15 protein-coding genes and 1 riboswitch are annotated in these 14,681 nt (G+C 67.0%); of the genes, 10 read left to right on the forward strand and 5 right to left on the reverse strand.

Annotated features, from left to right (window positions below):
* The first annotated feature begins 57 nt into the window (after positions 1–57).
* From AB0313_RS07355 to AB0313_RS07365, 3 genes are read left to right on the forward strand one after another with little or no spacing between them, the layout of a single operon-like run.
* A complete protein-coding gene (locus tag AB0313_RS07355; RefSeq protein ID WP_141942366.1) occupies positions 58–723 on the forward strand; it encodes a TetR/AcrR family transcriptional regulator in 666 nt (221 codons plus the stop codon).
* 48 nt (positions 724–771) lie between these two features.
* A complete protein-coding gene (locus AB0313_RS07360; protein WP_141942369.1) occupies positions 772–996 on the forward strand; it encodes a DUF3107 domain-containing protein in 225 nt (74 codons plus the stop codon).
* 34 nt (positions 997–1,030) lie between these two features.
* Positions 1,031–1,333 carry a hypothetical protein gene (locus AB0313_RS07365; RefSeq protein WP_366304557.1) on the forward strand — a complete coding sequence of 101 codons (303 nt, stop codon included), beginning with the start codon at positions 1,031–1,033 and terminating at the stop codon, positions 1,331–1,333.
* Positions 1,334–1,422: 89 nt separating this feature from the next.
* Here the strand turns inward: AB0313_RS07365 and AB0313_RS07370 are convergent, their stop codons facing one another.
* The 3 genes from AB0313_RS07370 to thiO form a co-directional block, all read right to left on the reverse strand.
* Positions 1,423–2,238, reverse strand: coding sequence for a thiazole synthase (locus AB0313_RS07370; protein ID WP_141942376.1), 816 nt, complete (start codon positions 2,236–2,238; stop codon positions 1,423–1,425).
* A gap of 4 nt (positions 2,239–2,242) precedes the next feature.
* Positions 2,243–2,479, reverse strand: a complete 237-nt coding sequence (gene thiS / locus AB0313_RS07375; RefSeq protein WP_141942380.1) for a sulfur carrier protein ThiS — start codon at positions 2,477–2,479, stop codon at positions 2,243–2,245.
* A complete protein-coding gene (thiO, locus tag AB0313_RS07380) occupies positions 2,476–3,777 on the reverse strand; it encodes a glycine oxidase ThiO (RefSeq protein WP_366304560.1) in 1,302 nt (433 codons plus the stop codon). The genes thiS and thiO overlap by 4 nt, the downstream gene beginning before the upstream one ends.
* Positions 3,770–3,889: riboswitch (TPP riboswitch) on the reverse strand. (Overlaps the previous gene by 8 nt.)
* A gap of 27 nt (positions 3,890–3,916) precedes the next feature.
* Between thiO and thiE the strand changes: the two genes are divergently transcribed.
* The 4 genes from thiE to AB0313_RS07400 all read left to right on the forward strand — a co-directional run bounded on the left by thiE (position 3,917) and on the right by AB0313_RS07400 (position 9,057).
* Positions 3,917–4,666, forward strand: a complete 750-nt coding sequence (gene thiE, locus AB0313_RS07385; protein WP_366304562.1) for a thiamine phosphate synthase — start codon at positions 3,917–3,919, stop codon at positions 4,664–4,666.
* A 36-nt stretch (positions 4,667–4,702) separates the two neighbouring features.
* Entirely contained in the window at positions 4,703–6,190 is a 1,488-nt protein-coding gene (locus tag AB0313_RS07390) for an RNB domain-containing ribonuclease (protein ID WP_366304564.1), read from the forward strand.
* 290 nt (positions 6,191–6,480) lie between these two features.
* Positions 6,481–8,175 carry a DEAD/DEAH box helicase gene (locus AB0313_RS07395; RefSeq protein WP_366304566.1) on the forward strand — a complete coding sequence of 565 codons (1,695 nt, stop codon included), beginning with the start codon at positions 6,481–6,483 and terminating at the stop codon, positions 8,173–8,175.
* Positions 8,176–8,184: 9 nt separating this feature from the next.
* Positions 8,185–9,057, forward strand: a complete 873-nt coding sequence (locus AB0313_RS07400; protein WP_141942388.1) for a site-specific DNA-methyltransferase — start codon at positions 8,185–8,187, stop codon at positions 9,055–9,057.
* Here AB0313_RS07400 and AB0313_RS07405 read toward each other — a convergent pair.
* A complete protein-coding gene (locus AB0313_RS07405) occupies positions 9,054–9,902 on the reverse strand; it encodes a PHP domain-containing protein (RefSeq protein ID WP_366304569.1) in 849 nt (282 codons plus the stop codon). The two genes, AB0313_RS07400 and AB0313_RS07405, sit on opposite strands and share 4 nt — an antisense overlap.
* 80 nt (positions 9,903–9,982) lie before the next feature.
* Between AB0313_RS07405 and AB0313_RS07410 the strand changes: the two genes are divergently transcribed.
* On the forward strand, positions 9,983–11,557 hold the full coding sequence (locus AB0313_RS07410; RefSeq protein WP_366304571.1) for an aminopeptidase P N-terminal domain-containing protein: 1,575 nt from the start codon (positions 9,983–9,985) through the stop codon (positions 11,555–11,557).
* Between the two features lie 94 nt (positions 11,558–11,651).
* Here AB0313_RS07410 and AB0313_RS07415 read toward each other — a convergent pair whose 3' ends face one another.
* A complete protein-coding gene (locus AB0313_RS07415; protein WP_366304573.1) occupies positions 11,652–12,641 on the reverse strand; it encodes a general stress protein in 990 nt (329 codons plus the stop codon).
* 77 nt (positions 12,642–12,718) lie between these two features.
* Between AB0313_RS07415 and AB0313_RS07420 the strand changes: the two genes are divergently transcribed.
* Together AB0313_RS07420 and AB0313_RS07425 are read left to right on the forward strand one after the other, a co-directional pair.
* The gene (locus AB0313_RS07420) at positions 12,719–14,002 is read left to right on the forward strand and encodes a CBS domain-containing protein (RefSeq protein ID WP_141942396.1); all 1,284 of its coding nucleotides are present in this window, start codon (positions 12,719–12,721) and stop codon (positions 14,000–14,002) included.
* Positions 13,986–14,678: a DUF1003 domain-containing protein gene (locus tag AB0313_RS07425; protein WP_141942398.1), complete on the forward strand. Its 693-nt coding sequence runs from the start codon at positions 13,986–13,988 to the stop codon at positions 14,676–14,678. Before AB0313_RS07420 ends, AB0313_RS07425 begins: the two co-directional genes overlap by 17 nt.
* The last annotated feature ends 3 nt before the right edge of the window (positions 14,679–14,681 follow it).

Consider the following 14,681-nt stretch of genomic DNA (forward strand, 5'->3'; position numbering starts at 1 on the left):
CGGGTCATATTACCCCGCAGTAAAGTGAAGGTAACTGCAATGGAAAGAAGGACAACTGTGGTCCCTGAAGCACGGGCTGACCGCCCGCCCGCGGCCGAACCGCAGGCTCCCTCCCGTCCCCCAGGCCAGCGGTCCGCCCGGATGCCCCGGGATGAACGCCGGGCGCAGCTCCTCGTTGCGGCCCAGGAGGTATTCGTGGCCAACGGCTACCACGGTGCTGCCATGGATGAGATCGCGGAAACCGCGCACGTCAGCAAGCCGGTGCTGTACCAGCATTTTCCGTCCAAGCGCGATCTTTACCTCGCGCTGCTGGAAAGCCATCTGGCATCCCTGACCGAACTGATGCTGGGAGCCCTGAACTCCACCACGGACAACGACGAACGTGTCCAGGCCGTGATGCGTGCCTACTTCCACTTCATTGCCAGCGACGACCAGGCGCACCGGCTGGTGTTCGAATCGGACCTGATCAATGACCCCGACGTCAGCTCGCGGCTGGAGACCTTCAACAGGACCTTCGCCGACGCCATTGCCCGGGTCATCGCCGAGGACACCAAGCTCCCCCACCTGGAGGCGGAGCTCCTTGGCCGCGGGCTGGCCGGGATGGCGCAGGTCAGCGCCCGTTACTGGCTGGAAACGGACGGCAACCTGGACCTCGATGTCGCCAGCGACCTCATCTACCGTTTAGCTTGGCGCGGAATCTCTCGCTTCCCCAAAGAGTCCTAGACTACAAATAAGACATCATCGACGAACTTCACAGGCTGGGAGGCCCCCTTGGAAATTAAGATCGGCGTACAGAACGTTGGCCGCGAGATCGTGCTGGAATCGACGCAGGATGCCGACACCGTGGCCAAGGTTGTGGGCCAGGCCATCAGCGAGGGCGGCGAGCTGCGCCTGAAGGATGACAAGGGACGCCTGATCATCGTTCCGGGCAACGCCCTGGCCTACGTGGAAATCGGCGCCGAAGAGGTCCGTCGCGTGGGCTTCGGCCAGTTCTAGTTTCCACCGGCCACCCAGTTCGCAAGGGAGATCCATGCTTTCGCTGACCATCGTGGTGCTGGCCACCGTTGCCGCCGGATTCATCATCTGGGCCAGTGACAAGCGGCATGCCAAGTACGGCGCGGCCCTGCCGGCAGGCATCGCCGCGGGTGTTGCGGCTTTGGTCTGGATCATCCTTATCGCGGCCGGCTTCGGCTACCTGCCCGGGCTGACCTGGCTTCCGTGGGTCCTTCCCATGGTCCTGGGCACAGCTGCTGCGATTGCCGTCGTCGTTTACGTGGGACGGACCCGTGCCCGCCACGACACGGAGCGGCTGACGGCCATCCTGCGGCGCTGACGCCGCCCCGGCTGAGCGGCTGCCGACGGCACAGACAGCTGTGGCCACCACCCATTCCGGGTGGTGGCCACAGCTGTCTGTTCATCGGATCAGAGGAACTCCGCCCGGCCCTCCATTGCCGATGACGCCAGGGCGTGCTCCCGTCGCGGGATGCGGCCGGCCGCGCGTGCCATCCTGCCGGCGATCACTGCATGCTTGAACGCCTCGCCCATGAGCGCCGGGTTCTGTGCGCGGGTCACGGCCGTAGCCAGCAGCACGGCGTCACAGCCAAGCTCCATGGCCAGCGCGGCATCCGACGCCGTGCCGATGCCTGCGTCAAGGACCACGGGAACCGAGGCCCGGGACACGATCAGCTCAATGTTGTGGGGGTTCAGGATACCCAGCCCGGTTCCAATGGGCGCGCCCAGTGGCATGACCGCGGTGGCACCCAAATTCTCGAGCCGCAGTGCCAGCACGGGATCGTCATTGGTATAGGCGAAGACTTTGAAGCCACGGTTCACCAACTGCTCCGTGGCCTCCACGAGTTCCACGGCGTCCGGCAGGAGGGTCTGCTCGTCGGCGATGACTTCCAGCTTCACCCAGTCGGTCTCCAGGGCCTCCCGGGCCAGCTCCGCGGTGAGTACGGCGTCCCGTGCGGTGAAGCAGCCGGCGGTGTTGGGCAGGACGCGGATGCCGTGGTCCACCAGCAGCTGGAACAGCGAGCCGGTCTCAGCCGTAGAGTAGCGGCGCATGGCCACGGTGGTCAGGGCGGTACCGGAGGCCAAAAGCGCAGCGCCCAGGCCGTCCAGGCTCGGCGCCCCGCCGGTGCCCATGATGAGCCGGGAACCCAGGGCGACGCCGTCGATCACCAGTGCGTCGCCGGGGCCTGCGTTTCCGGCAGGGTTGATGGTGCTGGTTTCGGTCATGGTGTCAGCCTCCCTGTACTGCAGTGACGAGTTCGATGTCGTCGCCGTCGGCGAGCGCCGTGGCGAACCATTGGCTGCGCGGCACCACCTGGGCGTTGTGCGCGACGGCGACGCCCAGTTTCCGGCCGTCCGTCGCCTGGCCGTCGCTGGCCAGTGGGCGGCCGGTGACCTGGGTGACGAGGGTGGTGATGGAGGCGCCGTCAGCCACCGTGTGCGGGTTTCCGTTGAGGGTGATGTTCACGCTGTCTCCTTGATGTGGGTGCTGTGATCGGCAATTGGTGGACTGGAGAACCGGTCAGGGCTGAAGGGCGACCAACGGGGGTCGGCTTTTCCATCCAGCAGTTCCGTGCAAATGGACGCTGCCGCGGGGGTGAGCAGGACGCCATGCCGGAAGAACCCCGTGGCGATAATCAGACCGTGCACTGTTGCACAGGATCCTTCGTCCAGTGAACCCGGGTTCACTGGAACCCTGCCCAGCAGCGGTGCGTTGTCCGGCGTTCCCGGCCGGGCGCGGGCAGTGCATTCCAGGAGTTCGAGTTCGGCGACGGCGGGCACCAGCGCCTGCGCGTCCCGGAGCAGCTGGTAGACGCCGCCGGCGCTGACGGCGTCGGACAGGGCGTCCTCCCGCTGCGTTGCGCCGATGACCACGGTGCCGTCCTGCCGCGGAACGATGTACACGGCGATGCCGTGGACCATGCCACGTACGGTCGAGGTCACCAGTGGCTGGAGGTGCCGGGGAACGGCAAGGCGGAGAATGTCCCCGTGCACGGGCCTCAGGGGAAGGTGCAGCCCTCCGGGCAGGTCCTCCAGTGCCCCCGCCTGCAGGCCATTGGCTACCACTGTTTCCGCGGCGAAGACCGCGCCTCCGCCGGCAAGGCGCGCGCCAACCACGTTTCCGCCTTCCCACAGCAGTCCGGTGGCGCGCTCCGGCACGGCAAACCCGTCCACCGCCCCGTCTGCGGCCAGCCCGGGTGACGCGGACGCGCCTGCCGCGAGGGCCAGCCGCAGGGCTGCCACCAGGCGCCGTGGATCCACCTGATGGTCGGCGGGAGTGTCAAGGGCGCAGGCGATGGCCGGGCTGAGGAGGGGTTCGCGGCGGCGGGCCTCCCGCACGGTCAAGGGCTCTACGTCCAGGCCGTTGGCCTGCTGCACGGCGCGCAGGTCCATGAGCGCCCGCCGGTCGGCGGCGTCGGCACCTACGGCGAGCGTCGGCGTCGTCAGATATCCGCAATCCGCGCCCGTTGCAGCGGCGACCCCGGCGGCAAAGGCCGGCCAGCGTGATGATGATTCGAGCATGAGTTCCAGGAGCTGTTCCTCCTGGTAGTGCAGTTCGCTGACCGGGGCCAGCATGCCTGCGGCGGCCCAGCTGGCACCGGCACCGGGCGCATCGTCGATGAGGACCACGGAGCGTCCGGACCGCTGCACCTCCCAGGCGATGCCGTGCCCCACCACTCCCCCGCCGATGACTGCCACGTCGGCGCGGATACCGGAAGGGGTGGGAGCACCGGACGCAGTGTGGTCTTTGATGGCGGTACGCATATGGGTTCCTTCCCTACGCCGGCATTAACCGGATCAGGTCAAGCGGTCGGCTCTGACGCCCTCTCAGCCCGGCGCTTTGTGACAGCTGCCGCGGGCTCCCGCAGTACCTGCCCAGTTTAGAGGAACTAGGCTTGCAGGCATGAATGCGACCACCCCATCCTTCCCCGCAGGTACCCACGCACCGGCTGCCGGCGCCGTCAATGCTGAAGTCGTCAATGTGCGGAACAACGATGCCCTGAAGGCAGCGCGCCTGTACCTCTGCACCGATGCGCGGAGGGAGCGGGGCGACTTTGCCGAATTCGTGGATGCAGCGTTCACCGGTGGCGTGGACATCATCCAGCTGCGCGACAAGGGAATCGAGGCGGCGGAGGAACTTGATCTCCTGGCCGTACTGAAGGAAACGGCGGTCCGGCACGGCAGGTTGTGGGCCGTGAATGACCGCGCCGACGTCGCCGTACTGTCCGGCGCACCGGTGTTCCACATCGGCCAGAAGGACCTTCCGCTGGCCGCTGCGCGCACGTTGGTCAACGGCAACGCCGCCATCGGGCTCTCCAGCCACACGCGCGAACAGGTGGACGCCGCACTGGCGGCAACCGCAGGCCCCTCGGGCCTGGACTACTTCTGCGTGGGTCCGGTGTGGGCCACGCCCACGAAGCCCGGCAGGGCGGCCGTGGGCCCCGAGCTGGTGAAGTACGCCGCGAAGGCTTCCCGGGAGGCGGCAGATCCGGTGCCCTGGTTTGCCATCGGCGGCATCGACCACGGCAACGTCCACCAGGTGGCGGAAGCCGGCGCTCGCAGGATCGTGGTGGTCCGCGCAATCACCGACGCACCGGATCCTGCCGCTGCTGCTGCTTCCCTCCTCGACGCGTTGGACGCCGCCGGATCCTGATGCCATATCCGTGGACTTGGAGCTACGCTGATTTTTGTGTCACATCATCGGTTGGCCCCCAACGTCCACGACCACAAGAACGCCCTGGAAGAGGCGTTGGGCCTGCTGCGGACCGAACTCGAACTTCCGGGCACTTACCCTGCCGACGCCGTGGAGGACGCCCGGGCTGCCGTGGCCGCGCTGAAGCTGCCCTCCTACGACCTGACCGCCGTCGAGTTCGTGACCATCGATCCGGCGTCCTCCACCGACCTGGACCAGGCCGTGTTTATCGAAGTGGACGGGGACGGCTACCGCGTGATGTACGCGATCGCGGACGTACCGGCGTTTGTGGCTCCGGGAGGTCCGTTGGACGCGGAGACGCGGCGCCGCGGGCAGACCTTCTACGCTCCGGACGGCCGGATCCCGCTGCATCCGGAGGTCATCAGCGAAGGGGCAGGCAGCCTGCTGCCCGGCCAGGAATGTTCGGCGTTCGTCTGGGACTTCACGCTCGACGGCGACGCGTCGGTGCTGACGGTGGGCGTCCGGCGGGCGCGGGTCCGCAGCCGCGACAAGCTGAGCTACAAGGGTGCCCAGGCAGACCTCGACGCCGGGACAGCCTCCCCTGTGCTGCATTTGCTCCGTGAGGTGGGCCTGAAGCGGGTGGCACTGGAGCGGGCCCGTGAAGGCGCCAGCCTGAACATGCCGGAGCAGGAAATCGTCCAAATGCCCGACGGCGGTTATCGCATCGACGCGGTTCCGCAGCTTCCGGTCGAAGACTGGAACGCGCAGATTTCCCTGATGACGGGAATGGCGGCCGCGCAGCTCATGCTCGAAGGCAAGGTAGGCATCCTGCGCACCATGCCCGCTCCGGACGAACGGTCGTTAAAGCATTTCCGCCTGCAGACCGAGGTCCTGGGCAGGCCGTGGGACGGGGAAGTCAGCTACGGCGAGTACCTGCGGTCCCTCGACCCCACCGACCCGCGCCAGCTGGCCATCATGCACTCTGCCGGCATGCTCTTCCGCGGCGCCTCTTATACAGCCTTCGACGGGACTGTGCCCGAAGACGGCATCCAGTCCGCCATCGGTGCCGCCTACGCCCACACCACTGCACCGCTGCGCCGCCTGGTGGACCGGTTCGTCCTCGTCATCTGCGAGGCCCTGTGCAACGGCGGCGATGTTCCAGGCTGGGCACGGGAGGCCCTTCCGCTGCTGCCCGGCATCATGGCCGGCTCGGACCAGTTGGCGTCACGGATGGAGCGCCTGGCCCTGGACACAGTTCAGGCGGCCCTGCTCCTAAACCACATCGGGCAGGAGTTCGACGCGATTGTCATTTCCGGGTCCAGGCCGCAGAACGGCAACGGCAATGGCAACGGCAAGAACGGGAACGGAAAGAACGGCAACGGAAGTTTCGGCATCATCCAGATCGCCGAACCGGCGGTGACGGCCCGCTGCGCCGGGGAGCTGGAATCCGGAACCAAGGTCCGGGTACGTCTGGTTTCATCGGACATCACCACCCGCCAGATCCACTTCGAGCTCATCTCCTGAATCCCGTCGCGCGCCCTTGAGGGCCTAAAACCGTGTTTCCTGACCCTTGCCGCTAGACTGGAGGGGTAGAACTGGATGCCCGGTCGTTGATTTCCTCCCATTGAAACCAACAAGCCCGCCCCTACGCGATCTTGAGATTTGCCCGCTGGTCCCCAGTGCCAGCATTAGATAGCCCGCGATCGGCTTCCACTGGAATCGCTTGCGCGCCTGAGCGTGCTCCGGAGCGGCCAGCCTTGGCCGGACCGTTGAGCAGGCAGCGCCATTGCCTAAATGAATAAGGAAACTCCCCTGTGAGTGAATTGCATACCCACCAGCTCCTGAGCGATGCGTCCGGCACGGAAACCATTGAGCCGGAAGAAACCATCATCTCGGACGAAACGCCGCACGAGATCGCCGAGAAGTCCTTTGCCGACTACAACGTCCGCGAAGACATCGTCGAGTCCCTGGCCGACGCCGGGATCACCCACCCGTTCCCCATCCAGGCCATGACCCTGCCCGTCGCCCTGGCCGGCCACGACATCATCGGCCAGGCCAAGACCGGCACCGGCAAGACCCTCGGCTTCGGGATTCCGGCCCTCCAGCGCGTCGTGGGGCAGGATGACCCCGGCTACGCAAAGCTGGCAGTCCCGGGCGCCCCGCAGGCCCTGGTCATCGTTCCCACCCGCGAACTGGCCGTGCAGGTGGCCAACGACCTGCAAACGGCGTCGCGCAAACGCAACGCACGGATCGCCACCATCTACGGCGGCCGCGCCTACGAGCCTCAGGTGGAGGCGCTGCAGCAGGGCGTCGAGGTGGTTGTCGGCACCCCCGGCCGGCTCATCGACCTCTACAAGCAGAAGCACCTGAGCCTGAAGAACGTCAAGATCGTCGTCCTGGACGAAGCCGACGAAATGCTGGACCTGGGCTTCCTGCCGGATGTGGAAACGCTCATCGCGGCCACGCCCGCCGTCCGCCAGACGCTCCTGTTCTCCGCCACCATGCCCGGCCCCGTCATCGCGATGGCGCGCCGCTACATGACCCAGCCCACCCACATCCGCGCTGCGGACCCCGAGGATGAGGGCCTGACCAAGCGGGACATCCGCCAGCTGATCTACCGTGCACACAGCATGGACAAGACCGAAGTGGTGGCCCGCATCCTGCAGGCGCGCGGCCGCGGCCGGACCATCATCTTCACCAAGACCAAGCGCACCGCCGCCAAGGTGGCCGAGGAACTGGTGGACCGCGGGTTCGCGGCCGCCGCCATCCACGGCGACCTGGGCCAGGGTGCCCGTGAACAGGCTCTCCGCGCCTTCCGCAACAACAAGGTGGATGTCCTGGTGGCCACGGACGTGGCCGCCCGCGGCATCGACGTCGAGGACGTCACCCATGTCATCAACTACCAGTGCGTGGAAGACGAGAAGATCTATCTGCACCGGGTGGGCCGCACCGGCCGCGCCGGCAACAAGGGCACCGCCGTCACGTTCGTGGACTGGGACGACGTTCCCCGATGGGCCCTGATCAACAAGGCACTTGGCCTCAACGTACCCGAGCCCGTTGAAACGTACTCGTCCTCGCCCCACCTGTACACGGACCTGGATATCCCCGAGGGCACCAAGGGCCGCCTGCCCCGTGACAAGCGGACTCTCGCCGGCGTTGACGCGGAGGTACTTGAAGACCTGGGTGAGACCGGCAAGAAGAACAGCCGGGGCGGCCGGGACTCGGGCCGCTCCCGTGAGCGCGACGGCCGGGGACGCGGCAAGGCCGACGGCGGCAAGGGCGGCAGCCGCGAAGGTGGCCGCAGCGGTGACGCCGCGGCCCGCCCAGGCGAGCGCCGCCGTCGTACGTCAAACCCGGACGCGGCGCCCGCCGCTGAAGCTGCCCCGCCCGCAGCCGCCGCCGAGCAGCCCTCACGCGCCCGCCGCACCAGGACCCGTACCCGCCGGCGCAATGGCGAAGTGGTGGCGGGTGCCGACACAGGCACGCAGCCCGGCACCTCCGAGGGCTAACTCCCGGAAATGACTGACACTGTTTGGGCGCCGGACGGCAGCAGCCTGGTGGTGCACGCGGACAACGCGGCGTACCTCCCCACGCTGCCGGACGGCGCCTTCACGCTGATATACGTAGACCCGCCGTTCAACACGGGCAGGCCCCAGCAGCGCCAGGAAACCCGGATGGTGGCCAACGCCGACGGCAGTGGTGACCGGGTGGGCTTCAAGGGCCGCTCCTACGACACCATCAAAGGCGCCCTGCACCGCTACGACGACGCGTTCAGCGACTACTGGTCCTTCCTGGAGCCCCGGCTCGTGGAGGCATGGCGGCTGCTGGCGGACGACGGGACGCTGTACCTGCACCTGGACTACCGCGAGGTGCACTACGCCAAGGTGATGCTGGATGCGATCTTCGGCCGAGAGTGCTTCCTTAACGAGATCATCTGGGCCTACGACTACGGCGCCCGGGCAAAGAACCGGTGGCCCACCAAGCACGACAACATCCTGGTGTACGTCAAGAATCCGGCGAAATACCACTTCGACAGCGCCGAGGTGGACCGTGAACCCTATATGGCGCCGGGCCTGGTGACCCCCGCCAAAAGGGAACTGGGCAAGCTGCCCACCGATGTCTGGTGGCACACCATCGTCTCGCCCACCGGCAAGGAAAAGACGGGCTACCCCACGCAAAAGCCGGAGGGCCTGGTGCGCCGCGTGGTGGCCGCGTCATCCCGCCCCGGGGACTGGTGCCTGGACTTCTTTGCCGGCTCCGGGACCCTCGGGGCAGTGGCCGCAAAGCTCGGCCGGAAATTCGTGTGCGTGGACCAGAACCAGCCAGCCATCGACATCATGGCCAAGCGCCTGGGTGCGCACGCCGCCTTCACAGCGTTCCAGCCCAATTAAGGACGCACGACGGCGGCTCCCGTGCCCAGTTCCTCAATGCGGGCCAGCATGTCCGGTGCAGTGAGGTTCTCCCCCAGCAGGTTCGGCTTCCCCGTGCCGTGGTAATCGGAGGAGCCGGTGATGAGCAGGCCGTGCCTGGCCGCCAGCCTGCGCAGGAAGTCGCGGCCCTCCTCCGGGTTGTCCCGGTGGTCGATCTCCACGCCGGCCAGGCCGGCGTCGATCATGTCGCGGTAGGTGCGCTCCCCCACAATCCGTCCCCGGGCAGACGCCACGGGGTGTGCGAACACGGGCACGCCGCCGGCGGCACGGACAAGTTCGACGGCGGTGGCAGGGTCCGGAGCGTAGTGCGGGATGAAATAACGTGAGCGGGAGGTGAGGATGGACGCGAAGGCCTCTGAGCGGTCCTCCACCACGCCCGCCGCAACCAGGGCATCAGCGATGTGCGGCCGGCCGAGGGTGGCGCCGGGTGCCACGTGGTGGATCACATCGTCCCACGTGAGCGGGTAGTCTTCGGCCAGGATGGTGACCATCCGTTCAGCGCGGGTCAGGCGGGAATCCTTGGCCTTGGTGATCTCCTCCAAGAGGCCGGGATGCGTGGGGTCGTGCAGGTAGCTCAGGAGGTGGACGCTGATGCCTTCCTCCGTGCGGCACGAGACCTCCATGCCCGGCACCAGGGCCACGCCGTACGTTGCAGCAGCATCCGCCGCTTCCGTCCAGCCCGCCGTCGAATCATGGTCGGTCAGGGCCACCACGTCCAGCCCGGCACGGGCAGCCGAGGCCATGACATCGGCCGGCGCCTCGGTGCCGTCGGAGACGTTGGAGTGGGCATGCAGGTCAATCCTCACTTATCCAGCCTAGTGGACCAGGGACAGCAGACCGGGGAGGCCCGTTCGCGCAGCCGGGACGCTGGTGAGACGATGGTGCCGTGAACGATGCCGAAAACACCCAAAACTCTGCTTCCCAGCCGCTGGAGGACCGCGTCAACAACCGCTCCCAGCGGCCCAGTTCCAACGCGTTCAAGGCCTTTATGGCCAGCAACTGGGCGCCGTCCAGCCAGGACCTTCCCCAGCGCGACGCCGTCGCCGGTTACGCCGCAACCCGGCGCAAGGCGATCTCGACCCGGTTCAAAGGTGAACGCCTGGTCATTCCCGCCGGCCCGCTCAAGGTCCGCTCCAACGACTGCGACTACCGCTTCCGGCCCCACTCCGGCTTCGCGCACCTGACCGGGCTCGGCCTGGACCACGAACCCGACGCCGTCCTGATCCTGGAACCGGTGGACGAGGGAACGGGCGACGACGGCGGGAACCACCGGGCCACACTTTACTTCCGGCCGCTGGCCGGCAGGGATACGGAACAGTTCTACGCGGACTCCCGCGCCGGCGAGTTCTGGATTGGGGCCCGCCCCACCCTCGAGGAGTTCGAAGCCCGGCTGGGGCTGGCAACAGCGCATATCGACCAGCTGGAAACAGCCATCACCAAGGACGTGGGAGCCCCGGAGATCGGCGGCATCTCCATCCGCCTGGTCCGCAAGGTCGACGACAACATCGACGCACTGGTGGACACGGCCCGCTACAACACCGCCAGGGATCCCGAGAACCTGGACCTTGGCGAGCTCGACGCCCTGGACGAGAAGCTCAGCGAAGCCCTCTCCGAACTGCGCCTGCTCAAGGACGACTGGGAAATCGAGCAGATGAAGATCGCGGTGTCGGCCACCGTGGAGGGATTCGAAGAGGTGGTCAAGGCCCTGCCGCGGGCCCTCACCCACGCCCGCGGCGAACGCGTCGTGGAGGGGGCGTTCTTCGCCCGGGCACGCGAGGTGGGCAACGAACTTGGCTACGACACCATAGCGGCGTCCGGAAACAACGCCACCGTGCTGCACTGGACCCGCAACACCGGCAAAATCCATGCCGGCGAACTCCTGCTTCTTGACGCCGGCGTCGAGGCCGACTCCCTGTACACAGCTGACATCACCCGGACGCTTCCGGCCAGCGGCACCTTCAGCGACATCCAGCGCAAGGTGTACCAGGCAGTCCTCGACGCCGCGGACGCCGGATTCGCGGCGGCCCAGCCCGGAACCAAGTTCCGTGACATCCATACCGCAGCCACCACCGTGCTGGCGGAGCGCCTGGCCGAATGGGGCATCCTGCCGGTCAGCGTTGAAGAGGCCGTCAGTCCCGAAGGCCAGCAGCACCGCCGCTGGATGCCACACGGCACCAGCCACCACCTGGGCCTGGACGTGCACGACTGCGCACAGGCCAAGCGGGAACTCTACCTCGACGGTATCCTCACGGAGGGCATGGTGTTCACCATCGAGCCCGGCCTCTATTTCAAGAAGGAAGACCTGGCGATCCCCGAGGAGTACCGCGGTATTGGTGTCAGGATCGAGGACGACATCCTCATGACCGCAGACGGACCCGTCAACCTCAGCGCCGCCCTGCCCCGCAACGCCGGGGACGTGGAGGACTGGATGGCCGGCATCTACCGGACCGAAGAAGCCTGACGCCCAACGGGGTGACGAAAAGAGCGGGACCGCCGGATTCACTCCAGCGGTCCCGCTCTTCGTTAAGGGGCAGGAAGCTTACGGCCCGGGCGTGCTAGTGACGGTGGCCGCCCTGGTTCTGGTCCCCGTCGGGTCCATACTTCTGGTCTGCGGGGTGTTCCGTGCCGTCATGCGGCTGGGGCCCGGGAGCGTTTCCTGCGCTGTGTCCCGCCCCCGGCTTACCGGCGTCGGCAGCCGGGCCCTGCGGGAGCCGGACGCCATATTGCGGCCGGCCGTCCGGCAGATCCGGGTAGCGGACCGCACGGACAGGCTGGGGCGCCTGCTGGTGCTGCCCGCCGTCGACCGGGTAACCATGCCCGTCCTGCCCTGATCCGTCCTGCGCCGGGCCGTCCTGTGCTGATCCGTCCTGCCCTGGGCCGTCATGGGCCGAGGAGCCGGAGGACCGCTGGCCGTACGGATCGTTCCAGCCGGCCGGGCGGGCGGGACCCTGGCCCTGCTGCTGCGGGTGCTGCTGCTGGTACGGCTGGTTGTAGTAGTCGCTTTGCGTGTAGGGGCCGTGGCCGGAGGCCGCGTCGGAACGGGACATGGGCAGCTGCTGCAGCAGGCGGCGGGCCTCATGGGCTGCCTCCGGGGCCACGATGACGTCATAGCTGGTTGCCACGACCTGGCTGGTGGAGGTGAAGTCCCGCTTGCCGCGCTGCATGGCGTAGGTGACGATGCCGAAGAGCATGAAGAATGCCGCACCCATGAGCACCGAGGTCATGATGGAAAAGTAGCCCGGTGACGGCGCGAAGAAGGAGAGCATGACGCCTACGAACAGGCCGAACCACATACCGCTCAGTGCCCCCGACAGGGCCACCCGCGGGTAGCTCAGGCGCCCCGTGACCCGCTCAACCATCTTGAGCTCGTTACCCACGATGGACACCAACTGGACCGGAAACTGCTGGTCCGCCAGGTAGTCAACCGCCTTTTGGGCGTCGAGGTAAGAGGTGTAAGAGCCAACGGTGTCACCGGTGGGAACAGCCCGGGCATCGTCCGGACCGTTCGGAGAGCCGGCCCTGGGTGCACCAAATATGTTCGACATAACCCCATTCTTGCCCATCAAGGTGGATGCTGCCTGTAAATTCAGCTAAAAGAGAGCAGACTCGGTAGCCTGTAGTGGTGAGTACAACACCTACACGCGTCTTCGTGGCACGCCTCCTGGGCCTCGACGTCTTCGACCCGCTGGGCGACCGGCTGGGCCGGCTGCGCGACGTTGTTGTGCTGTCCCGCGGAACCCAGGGACCCCCGCATGTGGTGGGCATCGTGGTGGAAGTCCCCGGTAAAAAGCGCGTCTTCGTACCCATGACCCGCATCACCTCCATCGACCAGACCCAGATCATCTGCACGGGCCTGGTCAACCTGCGCCGGTTCGAACAGCGCGGGGCGGAAACCCTGGTGGTGGCCGAAATGTTCGACCGCCGCGTCACCCTTCGCGACGGCAGCGGCGACGCCACCATCGAGGACATTGCCATAGACCAGCACCGCTCGCGCGACTGGTTCGTCAGCAAGCTCTTCGTCCGGCGCGGCCATTCGCTGTCCCCCTTGAGCCGCCTGCGCCGCAACGAAACCCTGATCATTGACTGGGCCGACGCCCTTCAGGGCCAGAAGACCGAACCCCAGGCCGCCACCCAGTTCGTGGCCAACCACGAGGACCTCAAACCCGCGGACTTCGCCGAGGCCCTGCAGGAGATGAGCGACAAACGCCGGTTCGAGGTCGCCAGCGAACTGCAGGACGAACGCCTGGCGGACGTGCTGCAGGAACTTCCCGAGGACGACCAGGTGGAGATTCTTTCCGCCCTGGATGTCCAGCGCGCCGCCGACGTCCTGGAGGAGATGGATCCGGACGACGCTGCCGACCTCCTCGGTGAACTCCCCTCGGCCCAGGCCGAGGAACTGCTCCAGCTCATGGAACCCGAAGGCGCCGAGGACGTCCGCCGCCTGCTCGAATACGACGAGGACACCGCGGGCGGCCTCATGACGCCTGTCCCGGTCATCCTTCCGCCGGAAGCCACGGTGGCTGAAGCCCTGGCGCACGTCCGGCGGGAGGAGCTCTCCCCCGCCCTCGCGTCGTCCATCTTCATTGCCCGGCCGCCGCTGGAGACGCCCACAGGCCGGTTCCTCGGCGTGGTGCACATCCAGCAGCTGCTGCGTTTCCCGCCGTTCGAGGCACTGGGAAACCTCGTGGACAAGAACCTCGAGCCGTTGTCCGACCAGGCCCATATCAGCGAAGTGGCGCGGACCCTGGCTACTTATAACCTGAACTCCCTCCCGGTGGTTAATGACGCCGGCCGGCTTGTGGGGGCGGTGACTGTTGATGACGTATTGGATCATTTGTTGCCGGACGACTGGCGCGCCCATGATGGCGAAGCCCCGATAAGAAAGCTCGGTGGCCGCATTGGCTGATATCAGTGCCCCGAAGAATCCCAACCAGCGGAACCTGGCCAAAGCGGAATCAAGAGGCAGCCTGGACACGCCCCTGAGCGGCCGTCAACGGATCCTGCCCGCGTTCCGGCCCGACCCGGATGCCTTCGGACACGCCACCGAGGCCTTTGCCCGGTTCATGGGCACGCCCCAGTTCCTGGTCTACATGACGATCTTCTGCATCTTCTGGCTGGGCTGGAACACCTGGGCCCCGGCCGAATGGCAGTTCGACTCGCGGGACCTTGGGTTCACGCTGCTGACCCTCATGCTGTCGCTGCAGGCCTCATACGCGGCGCCCCTCCTGCTGCTGGCGCAGAACCGTCAGGATGACCGCGACCGCGTCTCCCTGCAGCAGGACCGCCAGCGCGCCGAACGCAACCTCTCCGACACCGAATACCTCACGCGGGAGCTTGCCTCCCTGCGGATCGCCCTGCGGGAAGTGGCCACCCGTGATTACGTTCGGGCCGAACTCCGGTCGCTCCTCGAGGACCTGCTGGAAGCGCAGGAGGAACTGCGGACGCATGAGGACTCTGGCCCCGGTTCGCACGAATCCCCGCGCGACAAGGTCAGGGACAGGCTGCGCGAGCAACGGGACCGGCAACGCAACCCCCGCACGCAGCAGATTCCACGGGTCAAGCCCGGCCACTCTGCCCAATGACCG

Origin of the sequence: Pseudarthrobacter sp. NPDC080039 (assembly GCF_040702335.1) — a bacterium.
GTDB lineage: Bacteria > Actinomycetota > Actinomycetes > Actinomycetales > Micrococcaceae > Arthrobacter > Arthrobacter enclensis_A.

Bases quoted from the DNA above. Each gene is read 5' to 3' on its own strand.
- thiO (WP_366304560.1), bottom strand. From the start codon at position 3,777: ATGCGTACCGCCATCAAAGACCACACTGCGTCCGGTGCTCCCACCCCT.
- AB0313_RS07400 (WP_141942388.1), top strand. From the start codon at position 8,185: ATGACTGACACTGTTTGGGCGCCGGACGGCAGCAGCCTGGTGGTGCAC.
- AB0313_RS07365 (WP_366304557.1), top strand. From the start codon at position 1,031: ATGCTTTCGCTGACCATCGTGGTGCTGGCCACCGTTGCCGCCGGATTC.
- thiE (WP_366304562.1), top strand. From the start codon at position 3,917: ATGAATGCGACCACCCCATCCTTCCCCGCAGGTACCCACGCACCGGCT.
- AB0313_RS07415 (WP_366304573.1), bottom strand. From the start codon at position 12,641: ATGTCGAACATATTTGGTGCACCCAGGGCCGGCTCTCCGAACGGTCCG.
- AB0313_RS07370 (WP_141942376.1), bottom strand. From the start codon at position 2,238: ATGACCGAAACCAGCACCATCAACCCTGCCGGAAACGCAGGCCCCGGC.